Source organism: Arthrobacter sp., assembly GCF_030540645.1.
Lineage (GTDB): Bacteria > Actinomycetota > Actinomycetes > Actinomycetales > Micrococcaceae > Specibacter.
Window position 1 is genome coordinate 1 of the sequence record NZ_JAUNVV010000016.1, and the last position, 26,706, is coordinate 26,706.

28 protein-coding genes are annotated in these 26,706 nt (G+C 61.0%); 14 read left to right on the top strand and 14 right to left on the bottom strand.

Annotated features, from left to right (window positions below; genetic code table 11):
• Positions 1–217: 217 nt before the first annotated feature.
• Together Q4P21_RS04920 and Q4P21_RS04925 are read right to left on the bottom strand one after the other, a co-directional pair.
• Positions 218–613, bottom strand: a complete 396-nt coding sequence (locus Q4P21_RS04920) for a hypothetical protein (RefSeq protein ID WP_303387698.1) — start codon at positions 611–613, stop codon at positions 218–220.
• A 33-nt stretch (positions 614–646) separates the two neighbouring features.
• Positions 647–1,231, bottom strand: a complete 585-nt coding sequence (locus Q4P21_RS04925) for a helix-turn-helix transcriptional regulator (RefSeq protein ID WP_303387699.1) — start codon at positions 1,229–1,231, stop codon at positions 647–649.
• Between the two features lie 48 nt (positions 1,232–1,279).
• Between Q4P21_RS04925 and Q4P21_RS04930 the strand changes: the two genes are divergently transcribed.
• Positions 1,280–2,212, top strand: a complete 933-nt coding sequence (locus Q4P21_RS04930; protein WP_303387700.1) for a trans-aconitate 2-methyltransferase — start codon at positions 1,280–1,282, stop codon at positions 2,210–2,212.
• A gap of 15 nt (positions 2,213–2,227) precedes the next feature.
• Here Q4P21_RS04930 and Q4P21_RS04935 read toward each other — a convergent pair whose 3' ends face one another.
• On the bottom strand, positions 2,228–4,189 hold the full coding sequence (locus Q4P21_RS04935) for an MFS transporter (RefSeq protein ID WP_303387701.1): 1,962 nt from the start codon (positions 4,187–4,189) through the stop codon (positions 2,228–2,230).
• A gap of 507 nt (positions 4,190–4,696) precedes the next feature.
• Here Q4P21_RS04935 and Q4P21_RS04940 point away from each other — a divergent pair.
• Positions 4,697–5,416: an AAA family ATPase gene (locus Q4P21_RS04940; RefSeq protein WP_303387742.1), complete on the top strand. Its 720-nt coding sequence runs from the start codon at positions 4,697–4,699 to the stop codon at positions 5,414–5,416.
• 38 nt (positions 5,417–5,454) lie between these two features.
• Here the strand turns inward: Q4P21_RS04940 and Q4P21_RS04945 are convergent, their stop codons facing one another.
• Positions 5,455–5,688, bottom strand: a complete 234-nt coding sequence (locus Q4P21_RS04945) for a hypothetical protein (RefSeq protein WP_303387702.1) — start codon at positions 5,686–5,688, stop codon at positions 5,455–5,457.
• A 58-nt stretch (positions 5,689–5,746) separates the two neighbouring features.
• On the opposite strand from Q4P21_RS04945, the gene Q4P21_RS04950 reads away from it, so the two are divergent.
• From Q4P21_RS04950 to Q4P21_RS04960, 3 genes are all read left to right on the top strand, one after another.
• A complete protein-coding gene (locus Q4P21_RS04950; protein ID WP_303387703.1) occupies positions 5,747–6,145 on the top strand; it encodes a DUF3054 domain-containing protein in 399 nt (132 codons plus the stop codon).
• Positions 6,146–6,254: 109 nt separating this feature from the next.
• Positions 6,255–6,536, top strand: a complete 282-nt coding sequence (locus tag Q4P21_RS04955) for an Lrp/AsnC family transcriptional regulator (protein ID WP_207344307.1) — start codon at positions 6,255–6,257, stop codon at positions 6,534–6,536.
• Positions 6,537–6,544: 8 nt separating this feature from the next.
• Positions 6,545–7,279 carry a copper homeostasis protein CutC gene (locus tag Q4P21_RS04960; protein WP_303387704.1) on the top strand — a complete coding sequence of 245 codons (735 nt, stop codon included), beginning with the start codon at positions 6,545–6,547 and terminating at the stop codon, positions 7,277–7,279.
• A gap of 22 nt (positions 7,280–7,301) precedes the next feature.
• On the opposite strand, the gene trpD is transcribed toward Q4P21_RS04960, so the two are convergent.
• On the bottom strand, positions 7,302–8,372 hold the full coding sequence (trpD, locus tag Q4P21_RS04965; RefSeq protein ID WP_303387705.1) for an anthranilate phosphoribosyltransferase: 1,071 nt from the start codon (positions 8,370–8,372) through the stop codon (positions 7,302–7,304).
• A gap of 186 nt (positions 8,373–8,558) precedes the next feature.
• Here trpD and Q4P21_RS04970 point away from each other — a divergent pair, with 186 nt between their 5' ends.
• The 4 genes from Q4P21_RS04970 (at position 8,559) to Q4P21_RS04985 (ending at position 12,879) form a co-directional block, all read left to right on the top strand.
• A complete protein-coding gene (locus tag Q4P21_RS04970; RefSeq protein WP_303387706.1) occupies positions 8,559–9,197 on the top strand; it encodes a heme-copper oxidase subunit III in 639 nt (212 codons plus the stop codon).
• 91 nt (positions 9,198–9,288) lie between these two features.
• Positions 9,289–10,077 carry a cytochrome c gene (locus tag Q4P21_RS04975; protein WP_303387707.1) on the top strand — a complete coding sequence of 263 codons (789 nt, stop codon included), beginning with the start codon at positions 9,289–9,291 and terminating at the stop codon, positions 10,075–10,077.
• Between the two features lie 97 nt (positions 10,078–10,174).
• The gene (locus tag Q4P21_RS04980; RefSeq protein ID WP_303387708.1) at positions 10,175–11,203 is read left to right on the top strand and encodes a ubiquinol-cytochrome c reductase iron-sulfur subunit; all 1,029 of its coding nucleotides are present in this window, start codon (positions 10,175–10,177) and stop codon (positions 11,201–11,203) included.
• A 2-nt stretch (positions 11,204–11,205) separates the two neighbouring features.
• A complete protein-coding gene (locus Q4P21_RS04985; protein ID WP_303387709.1) occupies positions 11,206–12,879 on the top strand; it encodes a ubiquinol-cytochrome c reductase cytochrome b subunit in 1,674 nt (557 codons plus the stop codon).
• Between the two features lie 174 nt (positions 12,880–13,053).
• Here Q4P21_RS04985 and Q4P21_RS04990 read toward each other — a convergent pair whose 3' ends face one another.
• Complete coding sequence (locus Q4P21_RS04990; protein ID WP_303387710.1) at positions 13,054–13,833, bottom strand: GntR family transcriptional regulator; 780 nt, start codon at positions 13,831–13,833, stop codon at positions 13,054–13,056.
• Positions 13,834–13,913: 80 nt separating this feature from the next.
• Between Q4P21_RS04990 and Q4P21_RS04995 the strand changes: the two genes are divergently transcribed.
• Positions 13,914–14,201: an HPr family phosphocarrier protein gene (locus tag Q4P21_RS04995; protein ID WP_303387711.1), complete on the top strand. Its 288-nt coding sequence runs from the start codon at positions 13,914–13,916 to the stop codon at positions 14,199–14,201.
• 176 nt (positions 14,202–14,377) lie between these two features.
• On the opposite strand, the gene Q4P21_RS05000 is transcribed toward Q4P21_RS04995, so the two are convergent.
• From Q4P21_RS05000 to Q4P21_RS05020, 5 genes are all read right to left on the bottom strand, one after another.
• Positions 14,378–14,779, bottom strand: a complete 402-nt coding sequence (locus tag Q4P21_RS05000) for a cytochrome c oxidase subunit 4 (protein WP_303387712.1) — start codon at positions 14,777–14,779, stop codon at positions 14,378–14,380.
• Positions 14,776–16,485, bottom strand: a complete 1,710-nt coding sequence (ctaD, locus tag Q4P21_RS05005; protein WP_303387713.1) for a cytochrome c oxidase subunit I — start codon at positions 16,483–16,485, stop codon at positions 14,776–14,778. Before ctaD ends, Q4P21_RS05000 begins: the two co-directional genes overlap by 4 nt.
• Before the next feature lie 13 nt (positions 16,486–16,498).
• A complete protein-coding gene (coxB, locus tag Q4P21_RS05010; RefSeq protein ID WP_303387714.1) occupies positions 16,499–17,371 on the bottom strand; it encodes a cytochrome c oxidase subunit II in 873 nt (290 codons plus the stop codon).
• 182 nt (positions 17,372–17,553) lie between these two features.
• Positions 17,554–17,940 (bottom strand): iron-sulfur cluster assembly accessory protein, encoded by a 387-nt coding sequence (locus Q4P21_RS05015; protein WP_207344030.1) that lies wholly within the window; start codon positions 17,938–17,940, stop codon positions 17,554–17,556.
• 77 nt (positions 17,941–18,017) lie between these two features.
• Positions 18,018–19,460, bottom strand: coding sequence for a dipeptidase (locus Q4P21_RS05020; RefSeq protein WP_303387715.1), 1,443 nt, complete (start codon positions 19,458–19,460; stop codon positions 18,018–18,020).
• 70 nt (positions 19,461–19,530) lie between these two features.
• Between Q4P21_RS05020 and Q4P21_RS05025 the strand changes: the two genes are divergently transcribed.
• Both Q4P21_RS05025 and Q4P21_RS05030 read left to right on the top strand, forming a co-directional pair.
• Positions 19,531–20,133 (top strand): DUF3043 domain-containing protein, encoded by a 603-nt coding sequence (locus Q4P21_RS05025; protein ID WP_369598860.1) that lies wholly within the window; start codon positions 19,531–19,533, stop codon positions 20,131–20,133.
• Between the two features lie 132 nt (positions 20,134–20,265).
• Positions 20,266–21,270 carry an aldo/keto reductase family protein gene (locus Q4P21_RS05030; protein ID WP_303387716.1) on the top strand — a complete coding sequence of 335 codons (1,005 nt, stop codon included), beginning with the start codon at positions 20,266–20,268 and terminating at the stop codon, positions 21,268–21,270.
• A gap of 117 nt (positions 21,271–21,387) precedes the next feature.
• Here Q4P21_RS05030 and Q4P21_RS05035 read toward each other — a convergent pair whose 3' ends face one another.
• Positions 21,388–22,455 carry a quinone-dependent dihydroorotate dehydrogenase gene (locus tag Q4P21_RS05035; protein WP_303387717.1) on the bottom strand — a complete coding sequence of 356 codons (1,068 nt, stop codon included), beginning with the start codon at positions 22,453–22,455 and terminating at the stop codon, positions 21,388–21,390.
• 104 nt (positions 22,456–22,559) lie between these two features.
• Between Q4P21_RS05035 and Q4P21_RS05040 the strand changes: the two genes are divergently transcribed.
• Both Q4P21_RS05040 and Q4P21_RS05045 read left to right on the top strand, forming a co-directional pair.
• Complete coding sequence (locus Q4P21_RS05040; RefSeq protein WP_303387718.1) at positions 22,560–24,233, top strand: FAD-binding dehydrogenase; 1,674 nt, start codon at positions 22,560–22,562, stop codon at positions 24,231–24,233.
• A 76-nt stretch (positions 24,234–24,309) separates the two neighbouring features.
• On the top strand, positions 24,310–25,461 hold the full coding sequence (locus tag Q4P21_RS05045; RefSeq protein WP_303387719.1) for an alpha/beta hydrolase: 1,152 nt from the start codon (positions 24,310–24,312) through the stop codon (positions 25,459–25,461).
• Positions 25,462–25,508: 47 nt separating this feature from the next.
• Here Q4P21_RS05045 and Q4P21_RS05050 read toward each other — a convergent pair whose 3' ends face one another.
• Positions 25,509–26,318 (bottom strand): isoprenyl transferase, encoded by an 810-nt coding sequence (locus Q4P21_RS05050; RefSeq protein WP_303387720.1) that lies wholly within the window; start codon positions 26,316–26,318, stop codon positions 25,509–25,511.
• Between the two features lie 37 nt (positions 26,319–26,355).
• On the bottom strand, positions 26,356–26,706 hold a 351-nt coding region (locus tag Q4P21_RS05055), incomplete at its 5' end, for a DNA repair protein RecO (protein WP_303387721.1).

Here is a 26,706-nt window from a genome sequence, read left to right on the forward strand (position 1 = left end):
CGGCGACCTCTAAAAGTTTTGCCTCGTCGATGTCGTAGCAGCGGAAACAGTTCCAGCTATTCCAGCCCATGGGCGGGGTCAGTGCGAGCCGTGGCTTGCCCTCGAAACGGGCGGCATTATTCTCGGATGTGGCTTCCACCGTGGACTCCTTGGGTGACTGTTGTGTGGTTTTTCGCTGGGATTTCCACCCCTTGCCGGGAGGTGGCATCCGGAGAGTCTATGCGCGGGACTTCCAGGCCCAGGCCACCAACGGAATCTGCAGCGGAAGCCGTACCGCATGGATACGCCGCTGCTCCGTGGAGCCCTTCGGCCCGAAGGCGTGGCGCAGTGCTGTCAGATGCCCGAAGGTAAATCCAATGAACATCACCGTGGTGGCCGTTGCGGCCAGCTTGCGCGTGCCGGGTAGCAGCAGACCTGCCGCACCCAATGCTTCAGGGGCGGCCGAGGCCAGTACCCATTGGCGCCTCTTCATGATCCCCAGTGCCCCTTCCTTGTCGGTGCAAAGGACTGCAGGAACCACAGGATAGTAGAATTTCGGGTTCGCCACGTGGTTGACCGCGCTGGCAGCCAACAAGGCTGCCAGCGACCAGGCCCGAACGTTGTTTGACTTCATGCAACCATCCTTGCACGCGTGGTGGCAGGGCACTTAGTCAATTGCGTGCGTGCCGTGAAGGTGGGCCCGTCCGCCGTCGTGGTTCAAGATGGTGAGGATCTCCACGGGCCCTTCGTGGGCGCAGATGGCGTGCGGGACCATGGTGGAGAATTCCGCCACCTCCCCGGGATGGACCAGGATGGTGCGATCCCCCAGCTCCAACCGTGCGATCCCGCTCAAAACGGTGAACCAGTCACGGCCGGGATGGACCCCAAGTCGGTTGCCGCCTCCAGACAGGTCGGGGGCTATGCGCATTTTTGCCACCGTCTTGCCGTGGATCCCATCGCCGTCCGAGAGCACCCACGTTGTCTGCCCCGGTGAGTGGCCCGGCTGGGGCCGGATGACGACGTCCGCATCGCCGTCAGCCTCCACGAGTTCGTCCAACGTGGCGCCAAAGGCGCGGCAAATGGGCACCACCTGGTCCAGCGCAATCCGCCGCCGGCCGGTCTCTATGCGGCTGAGCGTTGAGGGGCTCAGCCCGCAGCGCTGCGCCAGGCTGTCCAGCGACCAGCCCCGGGCCACGCGAAGGCTGCGGATTCGCGCCCTGATCACTGCATCCACATCCACTTCTTGCGTCATGCGCAATAGTCTATGCCAATCGCGCAAACCATATGTAGCCTTGGCTGCATGACACCCCAAGAAGACCAACAGCACACCAGCTGTGTCAACCACGAACATGCCGCCCACGGTCACAGCGGGCACGGCAGCCACGACCACGGCCAAGGACTGGCAGAGATGCTTGACCTCGATGCCCTGCTCCTTGGCTCCTATCTGGAGGAAGCCGCCGAGTGGGCGGCCGGGATTGCCCAAACAGCACCACGGACCATCCTTGACGTCGGCGCTGGCACGGGCGCAGGAACAGTGGCCTTGGCCCGACGCTTCCGCAACGCCTCAGTCACTGCCCTCGACAGATCCGCCGCCATGCTGGCCGCCACACGTGCCGCAGCTGCCGCCGAGGGCTTCACTGACAGGGTGCACACGCTCGAAGCGGACCTTGACGGGCCGTGGCCTGAGAGCGCAACCGCCGACTTGATGTGGGCGTCATCGTCCCTGCACGAAGTCAGCAGCCCGGAGCGCACCATCGGCGGGATGTATGCCGCACTCAACCCCGGGGGCTTGCTGGTGGTGCTGGAAATGGACAGCCTGCCCAGCTTTCTGCCCGCGGACGGCACCGACAGCCACACCGCCGAGCTGGGCTTGGAATCCCGGCTGCACGCAGCCATGGCCCACCAGGGGTGGAATGCCCACCCCGATTGGCGCGGGGAGCTCGAACGGGCCGGGTTCCACAGGGTGGAACAACGCTCATTCAACACCATGGGGCGCCCCCTACCGGAACCCACTGCACGTTACGCCGCAAACTTCCTGGGCCGCATCCGCACCGCGCTGGCAGGAGATGGCGCTCCCGCAACCCATGACACTTCCCCAGGCGCGGCACTCCGAGCACAGGACCTCGCCGCCTTGGATGCGCTGCTCTCCGGTACCGGGCCCAGCTCGCTGCTGCACAGGACGGACCTGCAGGTCCGCGGCCGGCGCACCGCCTGGGCAGCGTTCAAGGCGTAGTGGGCTGCGCACAAGTTATCTGCTGCTTTTACTGCTCCAGTACAAGGCGCCCCAATGCTGCCTGTGCCCACTGCGTTGAGCGGGCGCCGCAGCGTTCGCAGCGTTGGCATCAGCAACTGCCGCCGCAATGCCCCGTCCTGGCTCCGCTGCCTTGACGCCTACGGTAACCCCGGCGGCGCCCCCGGCACTCACAGCACCCCGGGCGATGCCGGCACCACCTACGCCGCCGTGCGCTTCCACCAAGGCAGCCCCTTCACCGAGGCTCTCGCCGTACGCGTACTTCCCCCCGCGCAATGCCGAGGCAACGGCAGCAACCAAGCACGCCACAATGGCAAAACCAAACGCGACGGCGAGCCCATCGGCAAATGGGCCCGAGATCAGGGCCGGGAAGAACGCACGGCCGGTGAGGTATCCGGCGTCGGACGCGGGAAGGTGCGCCAGGGCGGCAGGGCCCAGCAAAGTCTGCACCGGGTTGTAGCCCAGCAGTGAGGCAAACAAGACGGAGACCGGCGGCAGGCCGGCAACGCGCCCGGCGTCGGCAGCGGCAACACCATGGGCGGTCAGCCCGGCCGTCAAGGTGGCCGGCAGGGAGCGGGCCAGGCCGGTGATCATAAGGGAGAAGAAGATCCCGATCGACAGGACCATGGCCGAATTTTGAAAGGTGGTGCTCATGCCGGCGCCCACGCCCCGGCGGTTCGGCGGCAGGGAGTTCATGATCCCGGCACGATTGGGTGCGGCGAACAGGCCCATGCCGACGCCGTTGAGCAGCAGTGCCAAGGCAAAAGTCCAGAACTGGAAGTTCACCGGCAACAACAGCAGCCATACGAAGCTCAGCGCCGCCACCACCATGCCGCCGGTGGCCAGCAGCCGGGCCCCGTGCCGGTCGGAGATGGCGCCGGAAACCGGTCCCGCCACAAGGAACCCGATGGTCAGCGGCAGCATGTAGATCCCGGCCCAAAGCGGCGTTTGCGCGAAGCTGAACCCGTGCTGCGGAAGCCAGATGCCCTGCAGCCAGATGATCAGGATGAACATCAGCCCGCCCCTACCGATGGCCGAGAGCAGGCTGGCCAGGTTCCCGGCCGTGAAGGCGCGGATACGGAAGAGTGAAAGTTCAAACATCGGGTCGGCAGCGTGCTTCTCCACGAGGACGAAGATTCCCAGCACAAGCGCGCCGCCCACCATGGCGCCCAGCACCCAAGGGTTCGTCCAGCCCATAGTGTGCTTCCCATAGGGTTGGATGCCGTAGGTGATGCCCACCAGCAGGGCAATCAGGCCCACGGCGAACGTGATGTTACCCCACCAGTCGAGTCGCCCCGGCTGACGGATGCCGTTGTCGTGCAGCTTCAGATAGGCCCAGACGGTGCCGAACACGCCCACGGGCACCGAGACAAGGAACACGAGCCGCCAGTCAATGGGCCCCAGCAGTCCGCCAATGATCAGGCCTAGGAAGGCACCGGCGATCCCGGCCACCTGATTCAGGCCCAGCGCCAGCCCGCGCTGCTCCACCGAGAACGCGTCGGTGATGATGGCGTTGGAATTGGCCATGAGCATGGCCCCACCCACGCCTTGGAGGATGCGCATGATGATGAGCCAGTACACGGCGGGGACACCTTGCATCCACGTCACGGCCAGCAGGATTGAAAACACCGTGAAGATGGCAAAACCGGCGTTGTACATCTTCACACGGCCGTACATGTCCCCCAAGCGGCCAAAGCTGACCACCAGCACGGCCGTGACCACCATGTAGCCCATGATCAGCCACAGCAGCAGGCTCGTGTTGCCCGGCGCCAGCGGATTGATGCCAACGCCGCGGAAAATATCCGGCAGGGCGATCAGCAGGATCGAGGCGTTGATGGAGGCCATGAGCACGCCCAGCGTCGTATTGGAGAGCGCAATCCACTTGTAGTGCGGCCCGGCAAGCTCATGGGCCTGCCGGAGCTGCCTGTTTTCACTGATTGGTTTCCCTGTTTGAAGCACGTCGCTCAGCCCCTCGGTGGACTCCTCGGCAGGGGTGGTTGGTTGCCTCTGTCAACTAACAATTCTAGTCTTCCTGCACCGCCTTGCAGCCGAAAAATGACTGCCAAAATCTGGGGCCGGGCACCCGCTAGGCTCGTGGGAAGGCACTTACCCCTTCCCCCGACGCACGGCTGCGCATCATTCCAGATCCAACGCACCCGTCCCACAATGAGGACGCACCGGTCCCGGGCGCCCTGCCGGACACCGAACAGTTCCAAGCCCTGCTTCTGGGACGGTTGGGCTTCGAACTGGGACGCGCCAGGATGGATGTGCCAAACCGTTCGTACTTCCTGTTCGAAGGTTCCGTTCCGCCGTCCGGGGCATGGGGGCGGACCGTGAGGCCATCGAATCCCTCATCGCCAACGGACGCCTCGACATTGTCGCCGCCGATCCCAGCACTGCGCAGCCGCACTTCCACTGACACCCTCACACCAGTAACGCCGCACCAACGAAAGGAAATCTGCCGTGATGTTTGGCCAGACTCCGCTGCGTCACGTCGGAGCCAGCACGTTCAACCCGCCCAACCCCGACCTCTGGCCTGCCACGCTGCCACCAGTGCGGCAAATACTTGCCGAGGGGTTGGACTTGGGACCAGCGACGGTCTTCGTCGGCGAGAACGGTTCGGGCAAGTCCACGCTCGTGGAGGCCATCGCCATGGCATGCGGCATCAATCCCGAGGGCGGCTCCACCGGCGCTATGCACCACAGCCGTCCCACCGAATCCGGCCTGCACTCCCACTTGGAGGTCCTGCGGAATGCCGGCACCAGCAGGTACGGCTATTTCCTGCGCGCCGAAACCATGCACGGATTCTTCAGCTACCTTGCAGACAACCCGAAAATGCGCGGCCGCGACATCGACTTTCACCGCCTCTCACACGGTGAATCCTTCCTGGCGCTGGTCACCGACAGGTTTCGCGGCGGCGGCTTGTGGATTCTCGACGAGCCTGAGTCGGCGCTGTCCTTTTCCGGCTGCTTGTCATTGCTCAGCGTGTTGACGCAACTGATGGACGACGGCGACTCTCAAGTCATCCTCTCTACCCACTCCCCGATGTTGGCATCGCTGCCCGGAGCGGACATCTACGAAGTGGGTTCGTGGGGTCTGCGCCGCAACGGGTGGGACGATCTGGAACTGGTGAAAAGCTGGCGTTCATTCATGGATGCGCCCCAGCGATTCCTCAAGTACATCTAAGGCACCCAGCCACCCATGTTTAGCCGCACCGGCCTGCTTTACCGCCGCCGACGGCGCGGCTTGGCATTGACGGCGTCGTTCCTGAGAAGAAACAGCACAAACCACACCATGAAGGCAGCAGCCCCGGCCAGCAGGGCTACACCCGGTGGCAGCAGCCCTGCGACGTATGCACCACTGGTCAGTGCAACCGTCCCGGACAGGAACAAAACCACCCCACCAAGGCCAAAAGCCGCGGCGCCCGAATGCAGCAGCACCCATCGTGCAGTAGTCATGTTTCCTCCCTCGTGAGGTGACAACACTACGGGGAAATTTGCGACTAAAGTTGCACACGTGACGCAATCCAGTTCAAGTTCAAGTTCCACATCCAAAACACTCCTCTACGCCGCCGCAGTAGACATCGTGCTCGTGTTGGTGTTTGCCATCTCTGGCCGCAGATCGCACACCGAAAGCCTCACGGTAGGGGGTATTTTCCAAACAGCCTGGCCGTTCCTGGCATCCTTGGCCATCGGCTGGCTGGTGTGCCGGACCTGGACGCACCCCCTACGCCTCTGGCCCCACGGCGTACTCCTGTGGCTCATCACGGTAGCTGGCGGCATGGCCCTGCGCATCGCGTCCGGAAATACAGCCGAGCTTCCCTTTGTCATCGTCGCCACCGTAGTGCTGGGCACCTTCCTCCTCGGCCACCGCCTCCTCGCAACACTCGTGATCAGGCGCACTAACAAGGGCTGATTTGCGCATCGATTGGGTTACGATCGAAGTGCAATAATTTGCGGTATTTTGTGCGAAGTCATGAGCCGCGCTCTGCCCTCCCTCCCGCCAAACGACAAGGACCTCCCCCGTGATCACCGCATTTGTCCTGATCAAGACCGACGCCTCACGAATCCCCGAGACCGCCCAGGAAATTTCTGAACTGGCCGGAATCAGCGAAGTTTACTCGGTGACAGGGGAATGGGACCTGATCGCGATTGCCCGCGTGCAAAAGCATGAAGACTTCGCAGAAGTCATTGCGGACAAGCTCTCGAAGGTGAAGTCCGTCGTCTCCACGACGACACAAATCTCCTTCCGTGCATACTCCCAGCATGACTTGGACGCAGCCTTTTCCCTCGGCTTCGACCACTGAGCGCCCGGATGTTCCTTGAAATTGCCGTCCAAGATGCCCCCGGCGCCCAGTTGGCAGCCAGCTACGGAGCAGCAAGGATTGAACTTTGCTGTGCCCTGCAACTTGGCGGACTGACACCCTCCCAGGGCTTGCTCAAAAGCGTCCAGCTCGCCGAGCCGGCCTTGCCCATCCATGCTCTGATCCGCCCCCGTCCTGGCGACTACGTCTACGACGGCGCCGCTGTGGCCCTCATGGTCCAGGAGATCAAGGAACTGCACGACGGCGGGGCCACCGGTGTGGTCATCGGCGCCTTGACAGCCGAGGACGGGATTGACTACGCAGCAGTTGAGGCCATGGTTGCCGCCGCTCAAGGCATGCACATCACCTTTCACCGGGCCATCGACCACCTGACCCTGCGCGATGCCGTCACGGCCGTGCCGCGCCTGGCCGAACTTGGTGTGCAGCGCATTCTTAGTTCCGGCGGAGCCTCACGCGCAGGGGAAGGAGTTGAGCAGCTGGCTGCCATGTATCAGGCAGCGGAGGGCGGGCTTTCCATCATGGCTGGCGGCGGCGTGAAGACCTCAGACTTTGCCGTGTTCCGCGCCGCAGGGCTCAACGACGTACATCTCTCGGCAAAGCGAACCGTGAATCTGCAGACCCCTGAACCACTCACTGCCTCAGCCCGTGCAGAAGACAACAGCTACTTCGCCACGGATGCCGGCATTGTCAGGGACGCTGCCAAGACAGCGCAGGCGTTGGCCTGATCCTGCCAAATAATTCGGTGCGCTACTGCGCCGATTCCCCGGCCGAGAGCGCCACCCAACCTTTCAGCACGTTGGCCGCCGCGCCGCCGTCGATCGCGGCCTCGGCGCGGGCCAGCGCAAACTTCATCCGCTGAAGAAGTGTTCCGGTGCTGTTCCGGTCGTAGGCAACCAGCCCTGCTGCAGCATTAAGCACGACGGCGTCGCGCACGGGACCGCGTTCACCGTCAAGGATGCGCCGCACCACGTCCGCGTTGAACTCGGCGTTCTGGCCGCGCAAATCCTCGATCGTGGCCCGGGCAATACCCAGCTCCAACGGGTCAAAGTGGCTTTCGAGGACTTCGTTGTTGCGTACTTCCCAAATCGTGGAAGTCCCCGTCGTTGTCAGTTCATCCAGGCCGTCACTGCCGCGGAACACCAACGCCCGGATGTTCCGTGCAGCGAGAACCCCCGCCATGAGCGGGGCCATGCGCGCGTCGGCGACGCCTATGGCTGAAGCCACCACGCGTGCAGGGTTGGTCAGCGGACCGAGGAAGTTGAACGCTGTGGGCACCCCGATCTGGCTGCGGGCGGTTGCCGCATAACGCATCGAGGGATGGAAGTAGTTGGCAAAGCAGAAGGTGATGCCAACCTCCCCCGCAGCCCTGGCCACCTCCTCAAGGCTCAGGTCCAATCTGACACCCAGGCACTCCAGCACATCTGCCGAGCCTGCGGCCGATGAGGAAGCCCGGTTGCCGTGTTTGACTACTGTTGCACCGGCTCCGGCGCACACAAGTGCGGCCATGGTGGAGATGTTCACAGTGTTGAGCCTGTCCCCACCCGTGCCAACAATGTCCAAGGCGTCTCCTTCGACATGCAGCGGACGGGCGTTGGAAAGCATTGCTTCCACCAGGCCGGTCACTTCTGCGACAGTCTCACCTTTGGCGCGCAAGGCAACGAGGAAGCCTGCGATCTGCACATCCGTGGCGTTTCCAGCCATGATCGTGTTCATGGCCCACTGGGTGGATTCCTGACTCAGGTCCTCCCCTGCAATCAAGGCAGCGATCAGATTCGGCCAGGTGGGGGCTGTGTCAGATGGGTTTTGGAGAGGATTCACTCTGCAAATATTAGACGAAATACAGTGCCCAAAGCCCATTGTGACCATTGACACTTCGAGTGTGTTGTGCATACGGAACTGTGTTTAAGCTGTGAATATGCCGGAATTTCGCAAGTTTGTAGAAAAAGTTCTGCGAATCGGAGTTTCGCATTGGGAATGCTGGCGTTTTATAGACATAATGTCTATGTGACAACCGCGACCCATGCCCCCAGTACCCCGGCGCATCCGACGCTGAATCGACCGAACCTGGTTTCTGTAGGAACCGTGGTTTGGTTGTCCAGCGAGCTGATGTTCTTTGCCGGCCTTTTTGCCATGTACTTCACCCTTCGTTCCACCGCTGGTGGATTGTGGGCTGAAGAAACGGCCAAGCTGAATTTCCCGTTCGCCCTGGTGAACACGCTCATCCTGGTTTCCAGCTCCTTCAGCTGCCAGATGGGTGTTTTCAACGCGGAGAACCTTCGGCCTCGCCGCACCGGACGCCTCTTCCAGTTCTCCAAGTGGGGAATGACGGAGTGGTTCCTGTTGACTTTTGTTCTTGGTGCCATCTTCGTTGCCGGTCAGTCGACCGAGTACGCGATGCTGACTTCCGAGCACATCACCCTGAACTCCAACCCGTATGGCTCTGCCTTCTACATAACGACAGGTTTCCACGGCCTGCACGTCATTGGCGGACTCATCGCATTCCTCCTCATTATTGGCCGTGCTTATGCAGCCAAGAAGTTTGGACACTTCGAAGCCACCAGCGCGATCGTGACTTCTTACTACTGGCACTTCGTGGACGTCGTGTGGATTGGCCTCTTCTTGGTCATCTACGTCCTGAAGTAGGCTGGCAACCAGCTTTCTTCCATGCAAGGTAAGAATTAGCATTTGCGGCCCCCACCAGGGGCTGCTGGATATAGATCAAAGGAACCACCAAGTGAAGGCACTTTCGCAGAAGCGACGTCATCCGCTGGCCGCACTAGCGCTGCTAGTGCTTGGGCTCATGCTGACCGGTGGGCTGTACGCCGTTGTCACAACAGTGAATGAGGCCAAGGCCGATACCACCACGTTTACCGCGCAGCAGGTCGAAGAGGGCGAGAAGCTTTTTGTCGCCAACTGCGCAACCTGTCACGGCCTTGGCGCCAGCGGCACGGACGCAGGACCGTCCTTGGCCGGTGTCGGCGCAGCTGCAGTTGACTTCCAAGTCGGCACGGGCCGCATGCCCATGCAGATGCAGGGCCCTCAGGCCCTGCAGAAGCCGCAGCAGTTCACCACCGATCAAACACGGGAACTGGCCGCCTATGTGGCCACTTTGGGCAATGGTCCGGCCTTGCCGGAAGAGCAGTACCTCGACGGTAAGGGCAACGCCACTGTTGGTGGCGAGCTGTTCCGCGTGAACTGCGCCATGTGCCACAACGCCGCTGCTGCCGGTGGCGCGTTGACCCGTGGCAAGTTCGCCCCGCCGCTGGCTGGCGTTTCCAACAGCCACATCTACAGCGCCATGGTAACGGGACCGCAGAACATGCCGGTCTTCAATGACGCAAACATCACCCCTGAGGGCAAGCGGGACATCATCACCTTCTTGAACGTCATTGAGAACCAGGGCTCTCCCGGTGGAGCCAAGCTTGGCTCACTGGGACCGGTATCCGAGGGATTGTTCCTCTGGACCGCCGTCTTGGGTGTCATCATCGGCTTCACCATCTGGTTGACGTCGCGCACTTCCTAGTTCCAGGACGCTAAAGACTTTGGCTGCAGCAGCAGCCGCACGAAACATACATTACGACCCCGGGAACGTACCGGGATAAGAGAAGGATGAGGGGATTATGGGCAACCATAGTGACGGCTCGCCGACAGGCTCGGACGCCGTAGCTAAGGCTGGTCACAATGAGGTGGACACGTTCCAAGATCCGGGACTACCTCCACATCGTTTGCGACTAGCTGACACAGACCCCAAGGCGGCAAAGCGTGCCGAGCGGCAGGTGGCATGGCTATTTGTCATTTCCATCGTTGGCACATTGATGTTCTTTGTCGCCTACTTTGGCGTTCGCCTTGATGACACCATCGCCACCTTGCGCATCCAGAACACGTTCCTGGGCTTGGGCGTGGCATTCGCCATGCTGGGCATTGGCACGGGAATCGTGCACTGGGCACGTGCCCTCATGCCTGACCATGAAGTCGCCGAGGAACGCCACGAGCTGCGCACCGAGGAAGACCGCCTTGCCGCCGTCAAGATCGTCGATGACATCTTGGAGGAAACAGGCATCAAGCGCCGCCCCTTGATCCGCAACACCCTCATCGGTGCCGTCGCACTGGCCCCGCTGCCAGCCATCGCGATCTTCCGCGACCTCGGTCCGCTGCCGGGTGATTCCATGCACCACACGCTGTGGAAGGAAGGCGAGCGTCTCGCTCGCGATCCAGACGGTACGCCCATCAAGGCCTCGGACGTGACCATAGGCTCCGCTTTCCACGTGATTCCTGAATCGCTGAACAAGCTCGAGACGGGCAAGTTGAACGAGAAGGCGAAAGCCGTTGTTCTGCTGATGCGTTTGAACCCCGAAGACCTCAACCCGTCGCCTGGCAGGGAGGACTGGAGCTACAACGGCATCGTCGCCTACTCAAAGATTTGCACCCACGTGGGTTGCCCCGTTGCCCTGTACGAGCAGCAGACTCACCACCTGCTCTGCCCCTGCCACCAGTCAACCTTCGACTTGACGAAGGAGTGCAAGGTCATCTTCGGCCCAGCAGTCCGTCCATTGCCGCAGCTGCCCATCACCGTGGACAGTGAAGGCTACCTGGTCGCTCAGAGCGACTTCCACGAACCTGTTGGACCGAGCTTCTGGGAGCGTGGCTAACCATGAGCACTGCAACTAATACACCCTTCGAGCCCAAGACCAGCACAGGGCGCATCACCAACTTTGTTGATGAGCGCGTTGGCGGCTCCGGCATGCTGCGTGAATTCGGCCGGAAGGTCTTCCCCGACCACTGGTCCTTCATGTTCGGCGAAGTGGCCCTTTACTCCTTCGTCATCCTGCTGCTTTCGGGGACGTTCCTGACGTTCTTCTTCGATCCGTCGATGGCGGAGACCCACTACAACGGACCTTATGTGCCCCTGAAGGGCATGGAGATGTCCGTGGCGTACGACTCCTCCCTCCGGATCTCCTTTGAGGTACGCGGTGGTTTGTTCATGCGCCAGGTGCACCACTGGTCGGCGCTGCTGTTCGTGGCTGCCGTTTCAGTCCACATGCTCCGCGTGTTCTTCACCGGCGCTTTCCGCAAGCCCCGTGAACTGAACTGGGTAGTGGGCGGCGTGCTGTTGATCCTCTCGATGGCTGCCGGCTTCACCGGCTACTCACTCCCCGATGACCTGCTCTCCGGCAACGGCCTGCGCATCATCGACGGCGTGGTCATGGCCATCCCGGTCGTTGGAACGTACATCTCCTTCTTCCTGTTCGGTGGCGAATTCCCCGGAACTGCCATCATCGGCCGCCTGTACATGATGCACATCATGTTGGTGCCGGCCATGATTTTGCTCATGGTTGCCATCCACTTGTTCATGGTTGTCATCCACAAGCACACTCAGTACCCCGGCCCGGGCCGCAATGACCGCAATGTGGTCGGCTACCCGCTCGGCCCGGTATATGCAGCCAAGGCTGGCGGCTTCTTCTTCATCGTGTTCGGCATCATCGCCTTCATCTCCGCGTTCTTCCAGATCAACCCGATTTGGAACTACGGCCCCTACGATCCCTCCCCTGTATCTGCCGGCACCCAGCCTGACTGGTACATTGGCTGGGTTGATGGCGCCTTGCGCTTGATGCCAGGCTGGTTGTTCAACATTCCGATGGAATGGAACATCCCGTTCCCCTGGGGCATGAACACCTTGTCGTTCAACGTTCTTGCCCCTGCACTGATCCCGGCAGGCATTGTCTTCACGCTGCTGTTCGCCTACCCCTGGATTGAGCGCTGGGTTACCCGCGACAACCGTGAGCACCATGTACTTGACCGCCCGCGCAACGCTCCGACCCGTACGGCCATTGGCGTTGCAGGCTTCATCTTCTACTGCGTCATGTGGGCCGCTGCAAGCTCCGACTTGATCGCAACCCACTTCCAGGTCTCCTTGAACGATGTCACGTACTGGTTGCGTGCGTTGTTCTTCGTCGGCCCGATCCTGGGCTTCATTGTCAGCAAGCGCGTGTCGCTGGCACTGCAGCGCAAGGACCGCGAGATCGCCCTGCACGGCCGCGAGACGGGCCGCATCGTGCGCCTGCCACACGGTGAGTTCCAGGAGATTCACGCACAGCTGGATGACTACAAGCGCTACAAGTTGGTTGGCTACGAGTCCCCGGTTCCGGAAGAAGGCATCCCGAACGAAAACGGGATTGTCACGAAGAAGGAAAACCTGCGCAGCAAGCTCAGCAGCTTCTTCTTCGAAGACCGTGTCGCTCCGGCGACACCGTCAGAGTTGGAAGCTGGTCATCACCACGAGGAAATCACCTCCAGTGCTGACGATGACAAGGCAGTCTCGCACTAAGGTCTCGTTGAACGAGAGCTAGACAAAGCAGTGGGGCGGTTCCCTGAAAAGGAAACCGCCCCACTGCTTTTTGTATTTCCGCCATACTCTCCGCCCTGCAACATGCACGGCCTACGGACTGGCCTGCCACCAGAGCGGCGGAAACGCCGCTTTGACGCCGCTAAACGTCAGGTTCTAATAGATGCGCCGTGGGCGCACGCCAGGGCGCAGGAGGGGCACCCGCAGCTTGTAACGATCCGCACGGTAGAACGACACTGAATAGTCCACGGTGGAACGCGAAACATAGGCGTGCCGTTCAGTGCGCAGTACCGGACTGCCGACGTCGACCTTCAACAACCGTGCAATGGACGGTGCTGCGGCATTGGCCTCAATGGTGTCCTCGCCCCATTCCATGACCAGCCCGTACCGCTCCCCCAAGACGCTGTACAGAGAAGCAGGCGGACCGGAATCCAGGATGCCCGGCACCCGCCAGGCTGGGATAAAGTTCTCATCCACACTCATCGGCTCCTCATCGGCAAGCAAGAGTCGGCGTAGGCGTACAACCCCTTGGCCTTCTTCGAGCTGGAGCTCACGTGCCAAGCGCGCGGTTGCGGGGATCTGTTCAAAGGCCAGGGTGCGGGCAGAGGGACGCATGCCGCGCCGAGCCATTTCCTCGGTGTAGGAGGTCAGTTTCAGGCTCAGATCCACCTTGGTTCGGGACACGAACGTCCCTACGCCAACCACCCTTTCAAGGAGTTCTTCCTCCACCAGGGCATCTACAGCATGGCGGAGAGTCATGCGAGCCACCGAAAAATGACTGGCCATGTCCCGTTCGGAGGGCAGCTGGCGCCCTTCCTTGCTGTGTTGTTGGATGTAGTTGCGTAGCAGCTCACGCAATTGAATGTGCACGGAGACTTTAGCGTTCCTGTCCAACTCCCCCGGGATGTCTTTCGCCGACGGCACCAAATAGCCCATGAAACTCCTCTGTTCACTGGTACCAGCCTAAAACACGACTACCCTCTATACAGAAGCATCTACTGTCAAGGAGTTTATCCATGTACACCCGAAAGGCCACTGTGGCCGCAAGCGTCGGACTTCACGCCCGTCCGGCCGCTGTATTCGTCCGCGCAGTCAACCAAACCGGTTTGCCTGTCACCCTGACCAAGGACGGTTCGGCGACCGTGGACGGCAGGTCGCTCCTTGAGGTCATGAGTGCCGATTTCCGGCGTGGAACAGTAGTAGAGATTGCTGTGGGCACCTGCGACGCAGACGAGAAGGCCATCCGGAAGGCCGTGGATCACTTGGCGGACCTGTTGCACACAGATCTTACAGATCCTTCCTAAACGGCCTCACAAGGCCCCCTGACAGCCTGCAACACCGTACCTCGGGGCAGCTGGGCAGTACACAAGCAGCTGGGCAGTAACAATGGGCAGCAAAAAGGGATTGCCTCCACTTTTTCAGTGGAGGCAATCCCTTTCTTGTTTGCATCCGGACGCGAATCCGGTTCCATACAGTACTTCTAGTGTGCGTGGTCTCCGCGGCTGTATTCGTAAACCCAACCAATCAAACCTATGACGGCCAGACCGGCACCGACCAGGAAGATCCACCAGCCTGCAGCCAAGCCCAGGAAACCAGCGGCGCAAGCCAAGGCCAGCACGAGCGGCCACCAGCTCCAGGGGCTGAAGTGACCCTGCTCGCCGGAACCCTCGTGAACTTCAGCGTCGACACGATCCTCAGGACGCGGACCGATGCGGTTGCCTGTGTAGTACAGGTAGACACCGATCATGAGGCACAAGGCTCCGACCAAGTACAAGGCCAGGAACCCAACGGGCTCCATCCAATCGACCATGAATCCGTAGACGGTTGCCACGGGGAGGAAGAACACACCCACGAGCAGGAATACCCAAGCTTCTACCTTCACTTCTGTGCTCCCTTCGAGGATGCCGAAACCGGCTGGGCCGGCTGGTAATGCGGTGCCAGCTCAGGATGGTGAAGATCCAAGGCCGGACGCTCCGAACGGATGCGCGGCAGCGAGGTGAAGTTGTGGCGCGGGGGTGGGCAGGATGTTGCCCACTCCAGTGAGGCACCGAAGCCCCAAGGATCGTCCACTTCAACCTTCTTGCCATTGCGCCAGGTGATGTAGACGTTCCAGAACCAAGGAATCATCGAAGCACCAAGAACGAAGGAGGAGATCGTGGAGAACTGGTTCATCCACGTGAAGTTATCTTCGATCATGTAGTCGGCGTAACGACGCGGCATGCCCAAGACACCCAACCAGTGCTGGATCAGGAACGTGCCATGGAAACCGAGGAACAAGAGCCAGAAGTGAATCTTGCCCAAGCGCTCGTTGAGCATCCTGCCAGTGAACTTCGGCCACCAGAAGTAGAAGCCGGCGAACATGGCGAACACCACGGTGCCGAAGACCACGTAGTGGAAGTGGGCGACCACGAAGTATGTGTCGGAAACATGGAAGTTCAGCGGCGGTGAGGCCAGGATGATCCCGGTCAAGCCTCCGAACAGGAACGTCACGATGAAGCCAAGGCTCCACAGCATGGGCGTTTCAAAGGTGAGTGAACCACGCCACATGGTTCCAATCCAGTTGAAGAACTTCACACCGGTTGGCACCGCGATCAGCATTGTCATGAAGGAGAAGAACGGCAGCATGACCTGGCCGGTGACGTACATGTGGTGGGCCCACACTGTCACGGACAGAGCAGCAATGGAGATCGTCGCAAACACAAGGCCCTTGTAGCCGAAGATGGGCTTGCGGCTGAAGACCGGGAAGATCTCAGACACAATGCCAAAGAACGGCAAGGCGATGATATACACCTCGGGGTGGCCGAAGAACCAGAATAAGTGTTGCCACAATATCGCTCCACCAAATTCGGCATCAAAGATATGTGCCCCAAATCGGCGGTCTGCACCCAGTGCGAACAGCGCAGCTGCCAACGGGGGGAAGGCCATCAGGACCAGGATACCGGTGATGAGTGTGTTCCAAGTGAAGATGGGCATGCGCCACATGGTCATGCCGGGAGCACGCATGCAGATGATGGTGGTGATGAAGTTCACCGAACCCAAAATGGTACCGAAACCTGACAGTGCCAGTCCGAAGACCCACAAGTCTCCACCAACGCCGGGGCTGAAGGTGGTGTTCGACAATGGTGCATAGGCGAACCAGCCAAATGCCGCAGCGCCCTGGGGGGTGAGGAAACCTGACATGGCGATGGTGCTGCCGAAGAGGAAGAACCAGAAAGCCAGTGCGTTCAAACGCGGGAACGCAACGTCGGGGGCACCGATTTGCAGCGGCATGATGACGTTGGCGAAACCGGCGAACAGTGGTGTTGCAAACATGAGCAGCATGATGGTGCCGTGCATGGTGAACAACTGGTTGTACTGATCCTTGGTCTGCAGGATCTGCATACCGGGCTCAAACAATTCTGAACGGATAATGAGCGCCATGACGCCACCGAGACAGAAAAAGATAAATGATGCGATCAGGTACATGTACCCGATCGTCTTGTGGTCAGTCGAGGTGATCCAGTTGACGACGATGCGTCCCTTGGATACCGGAACGACCCTAGGTGCAGCCGAATTCACTTCGGTTGCCGAGTACTCGAGCGTAGACACTTTCCTCTCCCCCCTACTTCTGATTCGCAGCGTTAGGATTACGGTCGTACTTTTCGGTCAGCTCACCGGTCTGGCCCAGTGCCTTGAGCGACGCGAGGTGCGCGTCGAACTCGGCTTGGGTGACTACCTTGACGTTGAAAAGCATCTCCGAGTGGTACTCACCACAAAGTTCGGCGCACTTTCCGTCGTACTCGCCCAACACCGTCGGTGTCAGGGTCATGTAGTTGGTCTTGCCGGGAAGCATGTCCTTTTTGTCAAGGAATGCCGGCACCCAGAAGGAGTGGATCACGTCGCGGGCGTTCAGTTGGAGTTCAACTGAACGGTTCACGGGCAAGTACAGGGTGGGCAGCGTCGACTTGTCGAACGGCTTGCCGTCGAGCTCCGCCTGGACACCAACGGAGTATACGGATTCCTTGACGTCGTTGCCGGCCAGGTAGTTGTAGTCAAATGACCACTGCTTGGCACGGATGTCGATTTTCACATCCGGGTTGGCGTCACGGGCGTTGATGGACTGTTGTTCCACATCCGTGAAGTGGAAGAAGACTCCCACCATGAACAACGGCACCAACACATAAAAAACCTCCAGCGGGAGGTTGTAACTGGTCTGGCGCGGGAAACTGGTAGCTCCCTTGCGGCGCCTGTACGCGATGATGCACCAGATAATCAGACCCCAGGTGATGAGCCCGATGATCAAGACGGTGATCCAAGTATTGACCCACAGGTCAATGATCCCCGCCGTGTGATTGGTGGTGTCACGTTCGGCTGGCATCCAGCCGTGCCTATTCTCTGCCGTGCATCCTGACAAAGCTAACGCTCCGACAATCGCCAACCCCGCTATGGGGATGACTTTTGCGCGTCGGCTGCCGGTTCGGTCCTGCGAACTCACAGACGGCCCTTCCTCTTGGTGCTGCGCTCTGCGACGGGTTGGGCCCGTCGGAGCGGAATGGGTTTTACTACTCGATGTAGAGCTTACCGCTATGGCACGCAAAATGCGCACTAAACCCTCCGTGCGTCGGAAGTCGCAAAAGAAACTTCTCCGACGGCCCTGCATCGAGCAGCAGGCTTTGGTTAGTGGAACGAATCACCGCAGGCGCATGAGCCTCCGGCGTTCGGGTTGTCAATGGTGAAGCCTTGCTTTGAAATGGTGTCTTCAAAGTCAATGCTGGCGCCATCAAGGTACGGAACGCTCATCTTGTCAATGACAACTTCGACGCCGTCGAAGTCGCGAACAGCGTCTCCGTCAAGAACGCGCTCGTCAAAGTAGAGCTGGTAGATCAGCCCTGAGCAGCCACCGGGCTGGACAGCAACGCGCAAACGCAGGTCAGTGCGACCTTCTTGTTCAAGCAAGCTGCGTACCTTACCGGCGGCAACATCGCTGATCAGCACGCCGTGGCTGGGAAGTTCGGCCTGGACGGTGTCTGCTGCTGAGGTTTCTTCGTGGACATTTGCTGTCATGGCATTTCCTTACGTGAGGGTACAACTACATGCTACGTCGAGCCCGGCGCGGGCGCTAACTTATATCAACACACGGATCAGACCTTCTGTTCCTTGAGCGCTCCAGCGTTGATGGCGGCCAAAAGGAGCGATTGAGACTCAATGGCCTTGGCAAAGTCGCCGAGATCGAGGGACTCATTGGCGCTGTGCGCCCTGGAGTCAGGGTCCTCAACACCGGTGACGAGGATTTGCGCGTCCGGGAAGGACGCCTTCAATTCAGCAATGAAGGGAATGGAACCACCCATCCCTGTTTCCACAGCCGGTACGCCCCATGCCTGGCCCATGGCCCACAACGCCGCCTGGGCTGCAGGGGCAGAAGTATCGGTGGAAAACGGCTGTCCAGCCTCGCCGCGAATAAACGTGGCCTGCGCTCCGAAAGGTGCGTTGTCCAATACATGGGCCTCAAGGGCTGCCAACGCCGACGCCGGATCCTGGCCAGGTGCCAGCCGCAGGCTGATCTTGGCCCGGGCCGTGGGAAGGAGGGTATTGGAGCTCAACTCCACCGTAGGAACATCCATGCCAATCACCGACAGGGCGGGTTTGCACCAGAGTCGGGAGGTGATGCTGCCGGTGCCGGCGAGCTGAACGCCGTCTAGCACCCCCGCATCAACACGGAAGGCATCCTCTGCGTAGTCCACGGTTGCATCATCACTGGCTTGCAGTCCGTTGATGGCGACCGAGCCATCCTCATCATGGAACGTGGCGATCAACCGGGCCAGGATGGTGGGGGCGTCCAACAACGGTCCGCCAAACATGCCGGAGTGCACGGCGTGGTGGGCCACCCGCACCTCCACTATGCCGTCGACAAGCCCGCGCAGGCTCGTGGTCAGCGCCGGAATCCCCACCTTCCAGTTGGCGGAGTCGGCCACAACAATGACATCCCCGGCCAGAAGTTCGCGGTGTTCCTTTAAGAAGGAAGCGAATGTGGGTGAACCCGCTTCCTCCTCCCCCTCAATGAAGAACGTCACGCCGACGCCGAAGTCGTTCCCCAGCGTCTCCATGACGGCCCGGAAGGAGGCGATGTGAGCCATGATGCCAGCCTTGTCATCGGCAGCCCCTCGGCCGTACAAACGCCCATTGCGTTCCTGGGCAATGAAGGGCTCGCTGTCCCACAGCGCCTTGTCACCGGGCGGCTGCACGTCATGGTGGGCATAGAGCACCACCGTCGGCATACCCGGAGCCGCGACTTTGCGGGCGACGACGGCGGGACCGCCTTGCCCGCCATCGTCCTTGGGAACGCGCAGGATCTGCACATCATCGAGGCCGGTGGAGCGGATGAGCGTTGCCACGGCCTCGGCACTGCGCTCAAGGGCCGCGGGATCGAACGCGTCCCAGGCAATGCCGGGGATGGCCACCAGATCAATAAGCTCAGCGACGGTTTCGCTGAAATGGACGGTGACGCTTTCACGCAGGGCGGCGGTGGGCAGCGATGCAGTGGGGAAGTCGTTGAGCGGGGTGGCTGAGGGCTGTGCTGTGGTCATAATCCCCACACTACCGCCGCTGAAGCGGCCACGGTCAAGGCTACGGCCCGGTTCAGGGTATCCTGTACGGGTGTTTGGACGTAAGAAAGATCAATCCCCCGCCCCGCAGCCCATGCCTGCCCACGACGAGCTGACTGGCCGGTCCAAGGACCCCCAATCTGCCAAGGGTGTGCCCACCCCCTCGCGCAAGGCACAGGAGGATGCGCGCAAGCGTCCACTTGTGCCCAACGACCGCGCCGCCGCCAAGACGGCCGACCGTGAGGCACGCCGCGAACAGCAGGCCCGCATGCGACGCGCCCTGGACACCGGTGAAGAGCGTTTCCTGCCCATCCGCGACAAGGGTCCGCAGAAGCGTTACGCCCGCGATTATGTGGACGCCCGTTTCAGCCTGGGCGAATTTGTCATGTTCGCCGCTCTCGGCATCGTGGTGCTGACAGTTGTACTGCCGCAGAACAGCAATGCCGCAATCATTCTCTTTGGCGCCTTCTGGGTCATGGTGGCGTTCGTTGTCATCGACACCTGGCTGATGGGGCGCAAGCTCAAACGGCAACTGGCCGCCAAGTACGGTTCGGTTGACCAGGGCGTCATTTGGTACGGCTGCATGCGTTCCCTGCAGTTCCGCCGCATGCGCCTGCCCAAGCCGCTGGTGCGCCGCGGCGAGTGGCCTTCCTGACCACTCCTTCTCACCGCGCACCAGCCGCCGGCCGCCCTCCTCGGGGACGTGGTCGGCGTCGTGCGTTAAAAGCGCATTGGCAGGACGTCCCCAGGGGTGTGCTGACAGCGGTCGGCTGGCTAGGCTGGTGGTATGGAATACCGCTACCTAGGCCGGTCAGGCCTGAAAATTACTGAAATCACCTATGGAAACTGGCTCACACACGGTTCGCAGGTGGAAAACGACGTCGCCACGGCGTGTGTGCGTGCCGCACTCGATTCCGGCATCACCACCTTTGACACTGCGGACGCCTATGCCAACGGCGCTGCCGAGCAAGTCCTCGGTGCCGCGTTGGCTTCCGAACGCCGCGAATCCCTTGAAGTGTTCACGAAGGTGTACTGGCCCGTAGGACCCAAGGGCCCCAATGACACCGGCCTGTCCCGTAAACACATCATGGAGGGCATCAACGGTTCGTTGCGGCGTCTGAACATGGACTATGTGGACTTGTACCAGGCACACCGTTACGACCATGAAACACCACTTGAGGAAACCATCTCAGCGTTCGCAGATGTGGTGCGGGCAGGAAAGGCCCTCTACATTGGTGTTTCTGAATGGAACGCCCAGCAGTTGCGCGACGGGCAGGCACTGGCACGCCAGGCCGGGTTCTCACTGGTGTCGAACCAACCGCAATACTCGGCGCTGTGGCGGGTCATCGAGGCCGAAGTGGTTCCTGCCGCGGTGGAACTGGGCATGTCCCAGGTGGTGTGGTCGCCCATGGCACAAGGCGTGCTGTCGGGCAAGTACCTGCCGGGTCAGCCGCTGCCGGCGAATTCGCGTGCCACAGACGAGCATGGCGGCAAGAACACCATCAAGGACTACCTCGACGACGACATCCTGGCCAATGTACAGAAATTGCGACCCATCGCTGATGAGCTGGGATTGAAAATGTCCCAATTGGCCATTGCGTGGGTGCTGCAAAATGAGAATGTGGCCACTGCACTGGTGGGTGCCTCCCGCCCCGAACAGGTCAAGGAGAACGTCAAGGCGTCGGGTGTGAAGATCCCGGCCGAGCTCATGGCCGCCATTGACGCCGCGCTGGCCCCCAGCATGGTCACGGACCCAGCACTGACGGTCAGCCCGCCCACGCGTGTGGCGTAGTCCGCAGCATCTGTGACACAAACCCGGAATAGTCGCCAAAACGCACCTTCTCCGCTTATGCGTAACTTGTAAGCTACCGATAAGCGGAGAAGGTGCGTTCATGCTGCAAGAGCTCCGTTACTTGCGCAGGGCCGCCAGTTCCTTGTTGATGCGGGACGCCCAGAACGGGCCTTCGTACAGGAACGCGGTGTAGCCCTGCACCAGGGATGCGCCGGCGTCGAGACGCTCTTGCACTTCGGCGCCGGTTTCAACCCCGCCCACCGAAATAAGCGTCAGGGTATCGCCCACAATCGCCTTCAGCTGGCGGAGCACAGCCAGCGAACGAGCTTTGAGAGGAGCACCGGAGAGCCCGCCGGCACCTTTTTCCTCCACCATGGCTCCCGGGCTGCGCAAACCTTCACGGCTGACGGTGGTGTTCGTGCAAATGATGCCGTCAAGTTTCAGCTCAAGGGCCAGTGCGGCCATCTCGGCGACGTCCTCATCAGCCAAGTCGGGGGCGATCTTCACCAGTAACGGCACGTGGCGCCCGGCCGATTCATCGGCCGCTTGGCGGACTCCGGTGAGCAGTGGGCGCAGCGTTTCCACATCCTGGAGCAGACGCAGCCCAGGAGTGTTGGGGGAGCTGACGTTGACCACGAGGTAGTCGGCCGACGGTGCCAGCGTGCGCGCGCCGATGAGGTAGTCCCCCAGTGCGTCCTCCAATTCCACCACCTTGGTCTTGCCGATGTTCACGCCCACCACGGGCCGCACACCCGAGTAGGTTTTCGCCAACCCGGCCAGTGCTTGCTTCAGGCGCGGCGCAACGGCTGCGGCGCCGTCGTTGTTGAAGCCCATGCGGTTGATGACGGCACGGTCCTCGACGAGGCGGAACAGGCGCGGCTGCGGGTTGCCGGGCTGGGCTTGGCCAGTGATGGTGCCCACCTCAATGTGGCCGAAGCCCAGATTGGCCAGGGCGTTGATGCCCTTTCCTTCCTTGTCGAAACCTGCGGCAAGGCCGAAAGGCGTGGGGAACGTCAGGCCCAGCGCTTCGGTTTGCAGCGAGGCAGGGGGTGCGAACATGCGCCGCAGCACGGCACCTGCCCCCACCGTGTGGGCTGCCTTGATCAAGGTGAACCCGATCTTGTGCGCCTTTTCGGCGTCCATCCAGGAGAAACAGAGCCGGAAAAATGTGGGATAAATACGCATACCCCTAGTTTTCCGGTTCCACAGCCCAACTGCAAAACGCCGCCGTCCGATCCGCTCCGCAGCACTGCCGCATTATGCATGGGAAAGGACGTTAGCATATGCACATGGATACCAATGGCGGTGCAACATGGCAGCAGGCGGACGTCGTAGTCGTGGGTGCCGGGCTCTCCGGATTGGTCAGCGCAGCGCAGGCATACAACGCCGGCCGCCGGGTGTTGATCTTGGACCAAGAGCCTGAGACAGCGCTCGGAGGGCAGGCCCACTGGTCATTTGGCGGACTGTTCCTGGTGGACTCCCCCGAACAACGCCGGCTGGGTGTGAAGGACTCCGCTGAGCTGGCCCTGTCGGATTGGATGGGTTCAGCCGCCTTCGACCGTCCCGAGGACCTGTGGCCGCGCCGCTGGGCTGAGGCATACGTGGATTTCGCCGCTGGAGAGAAACGGGCCTGGCTGCACGCCTTGGGCGTGCGCATCTTCCCTCTGGTCCAGTGGGCTGAACGCGGCGGCTATGACGCCCAGGGGCATGGCAATTCGGTCCCCCGCTTCCATGTGGTCTGGGGAACCGGCCCCGGCATCCTGGCCCCGTTCCTGGCGAAGGTGCAAGAAGGTGTTGTGGCCGGCCGCGTGCAAATTGCGCACAGGCACCGGGCAACAGAGTTGGTATTCGACGCCGGAGCAGTCACCGGGGTGCGCGGCCAGATCCTGGCACCAACAGGTGTGCAACGGGGTGAGGCCAGCAGCCGCGACGTTGCCGGGGAATTCTGTGTTGACACCGGGGCCGTCATTGTTTCCACTGGTGGCATAGGAGGAAATCACGCAATGGTCCGTGAACAGTGGCCCCACGGTAGCGGGCCCGGCTACATGCTCACGGGTGTGCCTGCCTCCGTGGATGGGCTATTCCAGCGCTCGGTTGCAGAAGCCGGCGGTGCCCTGATCAACACCGACCGCATGTGGCACTATCCAGAAGGCATCCACAACCCAGACCCTGTCTGGCCCAACCACGGCATACGGATCCTTTCCGGCCCTTCCCCATTGTGGCTCGATGCCACCGGGCACAGGCTTCCTGTGCCGCTGTTTCCAGGATTCGATTCCCTCGGCACTCTGCGTCATCTGGAAACCACCGGACACGACCATTCCTGGTTTGTGCTGAACAAAAGCATCATCAGCAAGGAGTTTGCGTTGTCCGGCTCGGAACAAAATCCGGATCTGACGGGCAAGGACATGAAATTGCTGGCCAAACGGGTTCTGCCCGGGGCAACCGGTCCTGTGCAAAAGTTCATCGACGCCGGTGTTGACTTTGTCCAAGCGGACACTGCGGAAGAACTTGCCGCGAAGATGAACGCCCTCATTGCTCAGGATTTGATTGACCCGCAGGGCCTGCAGGACACGCTCGTGGCCCGTGACCGCCAAGTGGTCAGCGGTTTGGGCAAGGACGCGCAGCTGAACGCAATCAGGGAGGCGCGCCGCTTTTCCACCGACAAGTTGATGCGAGTGGTTCCTCCGCATCCCATGCTGGCCCCTGAGCATGGACCACTGTTTGCCGTGCGCCTCACCACACTCACGCGCAAGAGCCTGGGTGGGTTGACAACGGACTTGTCCGGGCGTGTGCTCTCTGCCGCAGGGACCCCCATTGCGGGGCTGTATGCTGCAGGTGAGGCGGCCGGTTTCGGTGGTGGCGGCATGCATGGCTACCGTTCACTTGAAGGGACATTTCTGGGCGGCTGCCTATTTTCCGGTCGGGCTGCTGGCCGCCATGCCGCCAGTACAACGCAAACGTGAGCCCGGAAGGGCGAGCATGGCATAGCACGCACGGAAATTTGCGTCGAAACACCATACCGTTGGGGACTGGATGAACATGGATAGCGAAACAAGTGCGCAACAGTGGCAGGAAGACATCCTGGGGCCGGACTATCAGGCGCTGCCGTTGCTGGTCCCCGCGAGGGAACATCTCCGGAATGGAGATCGTAGTGCATCCAGTATCTCCGATACACCCGGCACTCCCGGTACGGAGGCCGAAGTCGAATCCCCCACGTTTTACCGGGCAACCCTTGTGCGGCACAGGCCGCTGGCGGGGAAGCCTCCGGCGTCGACGCCTCCAACAGCGAAAGGAAGCACGGACAAGGCCCGGGGCGCCGTACTGTTTATCCATGGTTGGAGCGACTACTTCTTCAATACCGGATTGGCAGAGTTCTTCACATCAAACGGTTATGAGTTCTACGCACTCGATCTGCACAACCACGGCCGCAGTCTCGACTCCCCCGCGTTGGGTGGTTATGTGGCAGACCTCGCGGACTACGACGCGGAGATCCTTGCAGCCCATGCCGTTATTACTGGCGAAGTGGACTCAAGTGTTGTTCACAGCTCCGTCGGCATGGAGGACCCTGCCGCCCCAGCTCCGGGCGGGCCGCATCCGCTGATCCTGATGGGACATTCCACCGGCGGGTTGATCGCAACCTTGTGGGCCCACCATAATCCGGGGCGGGTCAGCCACTTGATTTTGAACAGTCCATGGCTGGAGATTCAGGGAGGTGCCGCCATCCGCCGCGCTGCAACCCCCTTGGTGCAACTAGCGCACTTGCGTCCTCTCATGCGCATGCGCGTGCCCGAGCGATCCTTTTACTGGCGAGGTATCAGCCGTGAAGCGTATGGGGAATGGGACGTGGATAAGAAGCTGCGCCCACCCCATTCCTTCCCCATCAGGGCTGGGTGGATGAAAGCCATCTTGGCAGCCCAGCAGGAAGTTGCCGGCGGTCTGAAGCTGCCCATTCCCGTCCTTGTCCTGCTTTCATCAAGGAGCATGCTGGGACCCGTTTGGAGTGATCAAATGATGCAGGCAGACGTGGTGCTGGACGTTCGTTCATTGGCACTTCGAACCCTGTCGCTGGGCAATAGTGTGACCCTTGAACGGATCGACGGTGCGCTGCACGAGGTCTTCCTGTCACGCAAACCAGTGCGTGCAGACGGCTACGCGCGTCTTGCCCGCTGGCTGCGCGGATACGTCAGCTAGGTGATACCGGCATCAATTGATTTAGCACATAGAAGTCAAATAAGCTGTCAGCTGCGCGGAGAGGCCGCATCGACTGCGCCGCCGTAGCGCCTGTCCCGCCTGGCATATTCATCCACGGCTGCCCATAAGGTGCGGCGATCCACATCAGGCCAGAGCGTATCCATGAAGACAAACTCGGCGTAGGCGGACTGCCACAGCAGGAAGTTGGAGAGCCGCTGCTCACCACTGGATCGCAGAAAGAGATCCACATCGGGCGCATCGGGGACGTAGAGGTACTTCTGCAGGGTCTTTTCGTTGACAGCGCGGGGGCTCAACTTCCCGGCCGCGACGTCAGCGGCCAGCGCCGAGACGGCGTCGGCAATCTCGGCCCGTCCGCCGTAATTAACACACATGGTTAACGTAATAACATCGTTGTCCTTGGTGTGTTCCTGGGCTTCCTCAAGTTCCTTGATGACCGAGCCCCACAGCTTGGGTTTGCGTCCAGCCCAGCGAATGCGCACACCCCATGCATCCAGCTGATTGCGTTGGCGTCTTAATACATCTTTGTTAAATCCCATGAGAAAACGAATTTCTTCAGGTGAACGTTTCCAGTTCTCCGTGGAGAACGCATAGACACTGACATATTTGATGCCCATTTCGATGGCACCGGCCATCACGTCAAGGAGTGCAGGCTCCCCGGCTTTGTGTCCCTCGATCCGCGGCAGCCCTCGCTGATTGGCCCACCGGCCATTGCCGTCCATGACGATGGCCACGTGCCTGGGTACAAACTCCGCCGGAATGGCCGGCGGCTGCGCCCCCGAGGAATGCGGCCAAGGTGCCACAACGGGTGGTTTGGACTTGCTGCGGCTGCTGCTCATACTGTTCCTGTCGCTACTGCGCTGCCCGGCCATATAGCTATACACGCTCCACAAGTTTTAGGGAACGCACAGTGCGCTCCAAATGCCATTGCACATATCCAGCCACCAGCCCTGCTGCTTCGCGGCGATGCTGTGCCGCGGAGACATCCGCCCCCGGCCAATCCGCGCTGAGGAGTTGGCCCAGCAAAACCATGGTTTCAGGAGCCGGGGCAGGTGAACCCGGTGGCCTGCACTCATGGCACACAGCCCCGCCAAGGGCGGCATTGAACGCGCCGTGAGGTCCCGGTTCGCCACAACGGGCGCAGGTGCCGAAGCTCGGCGCCCAGCCGGCGATAGACACCGCCCGCAAAAGATATGAATCCAAAATTAGTTCAGCGGCATGCGCCCC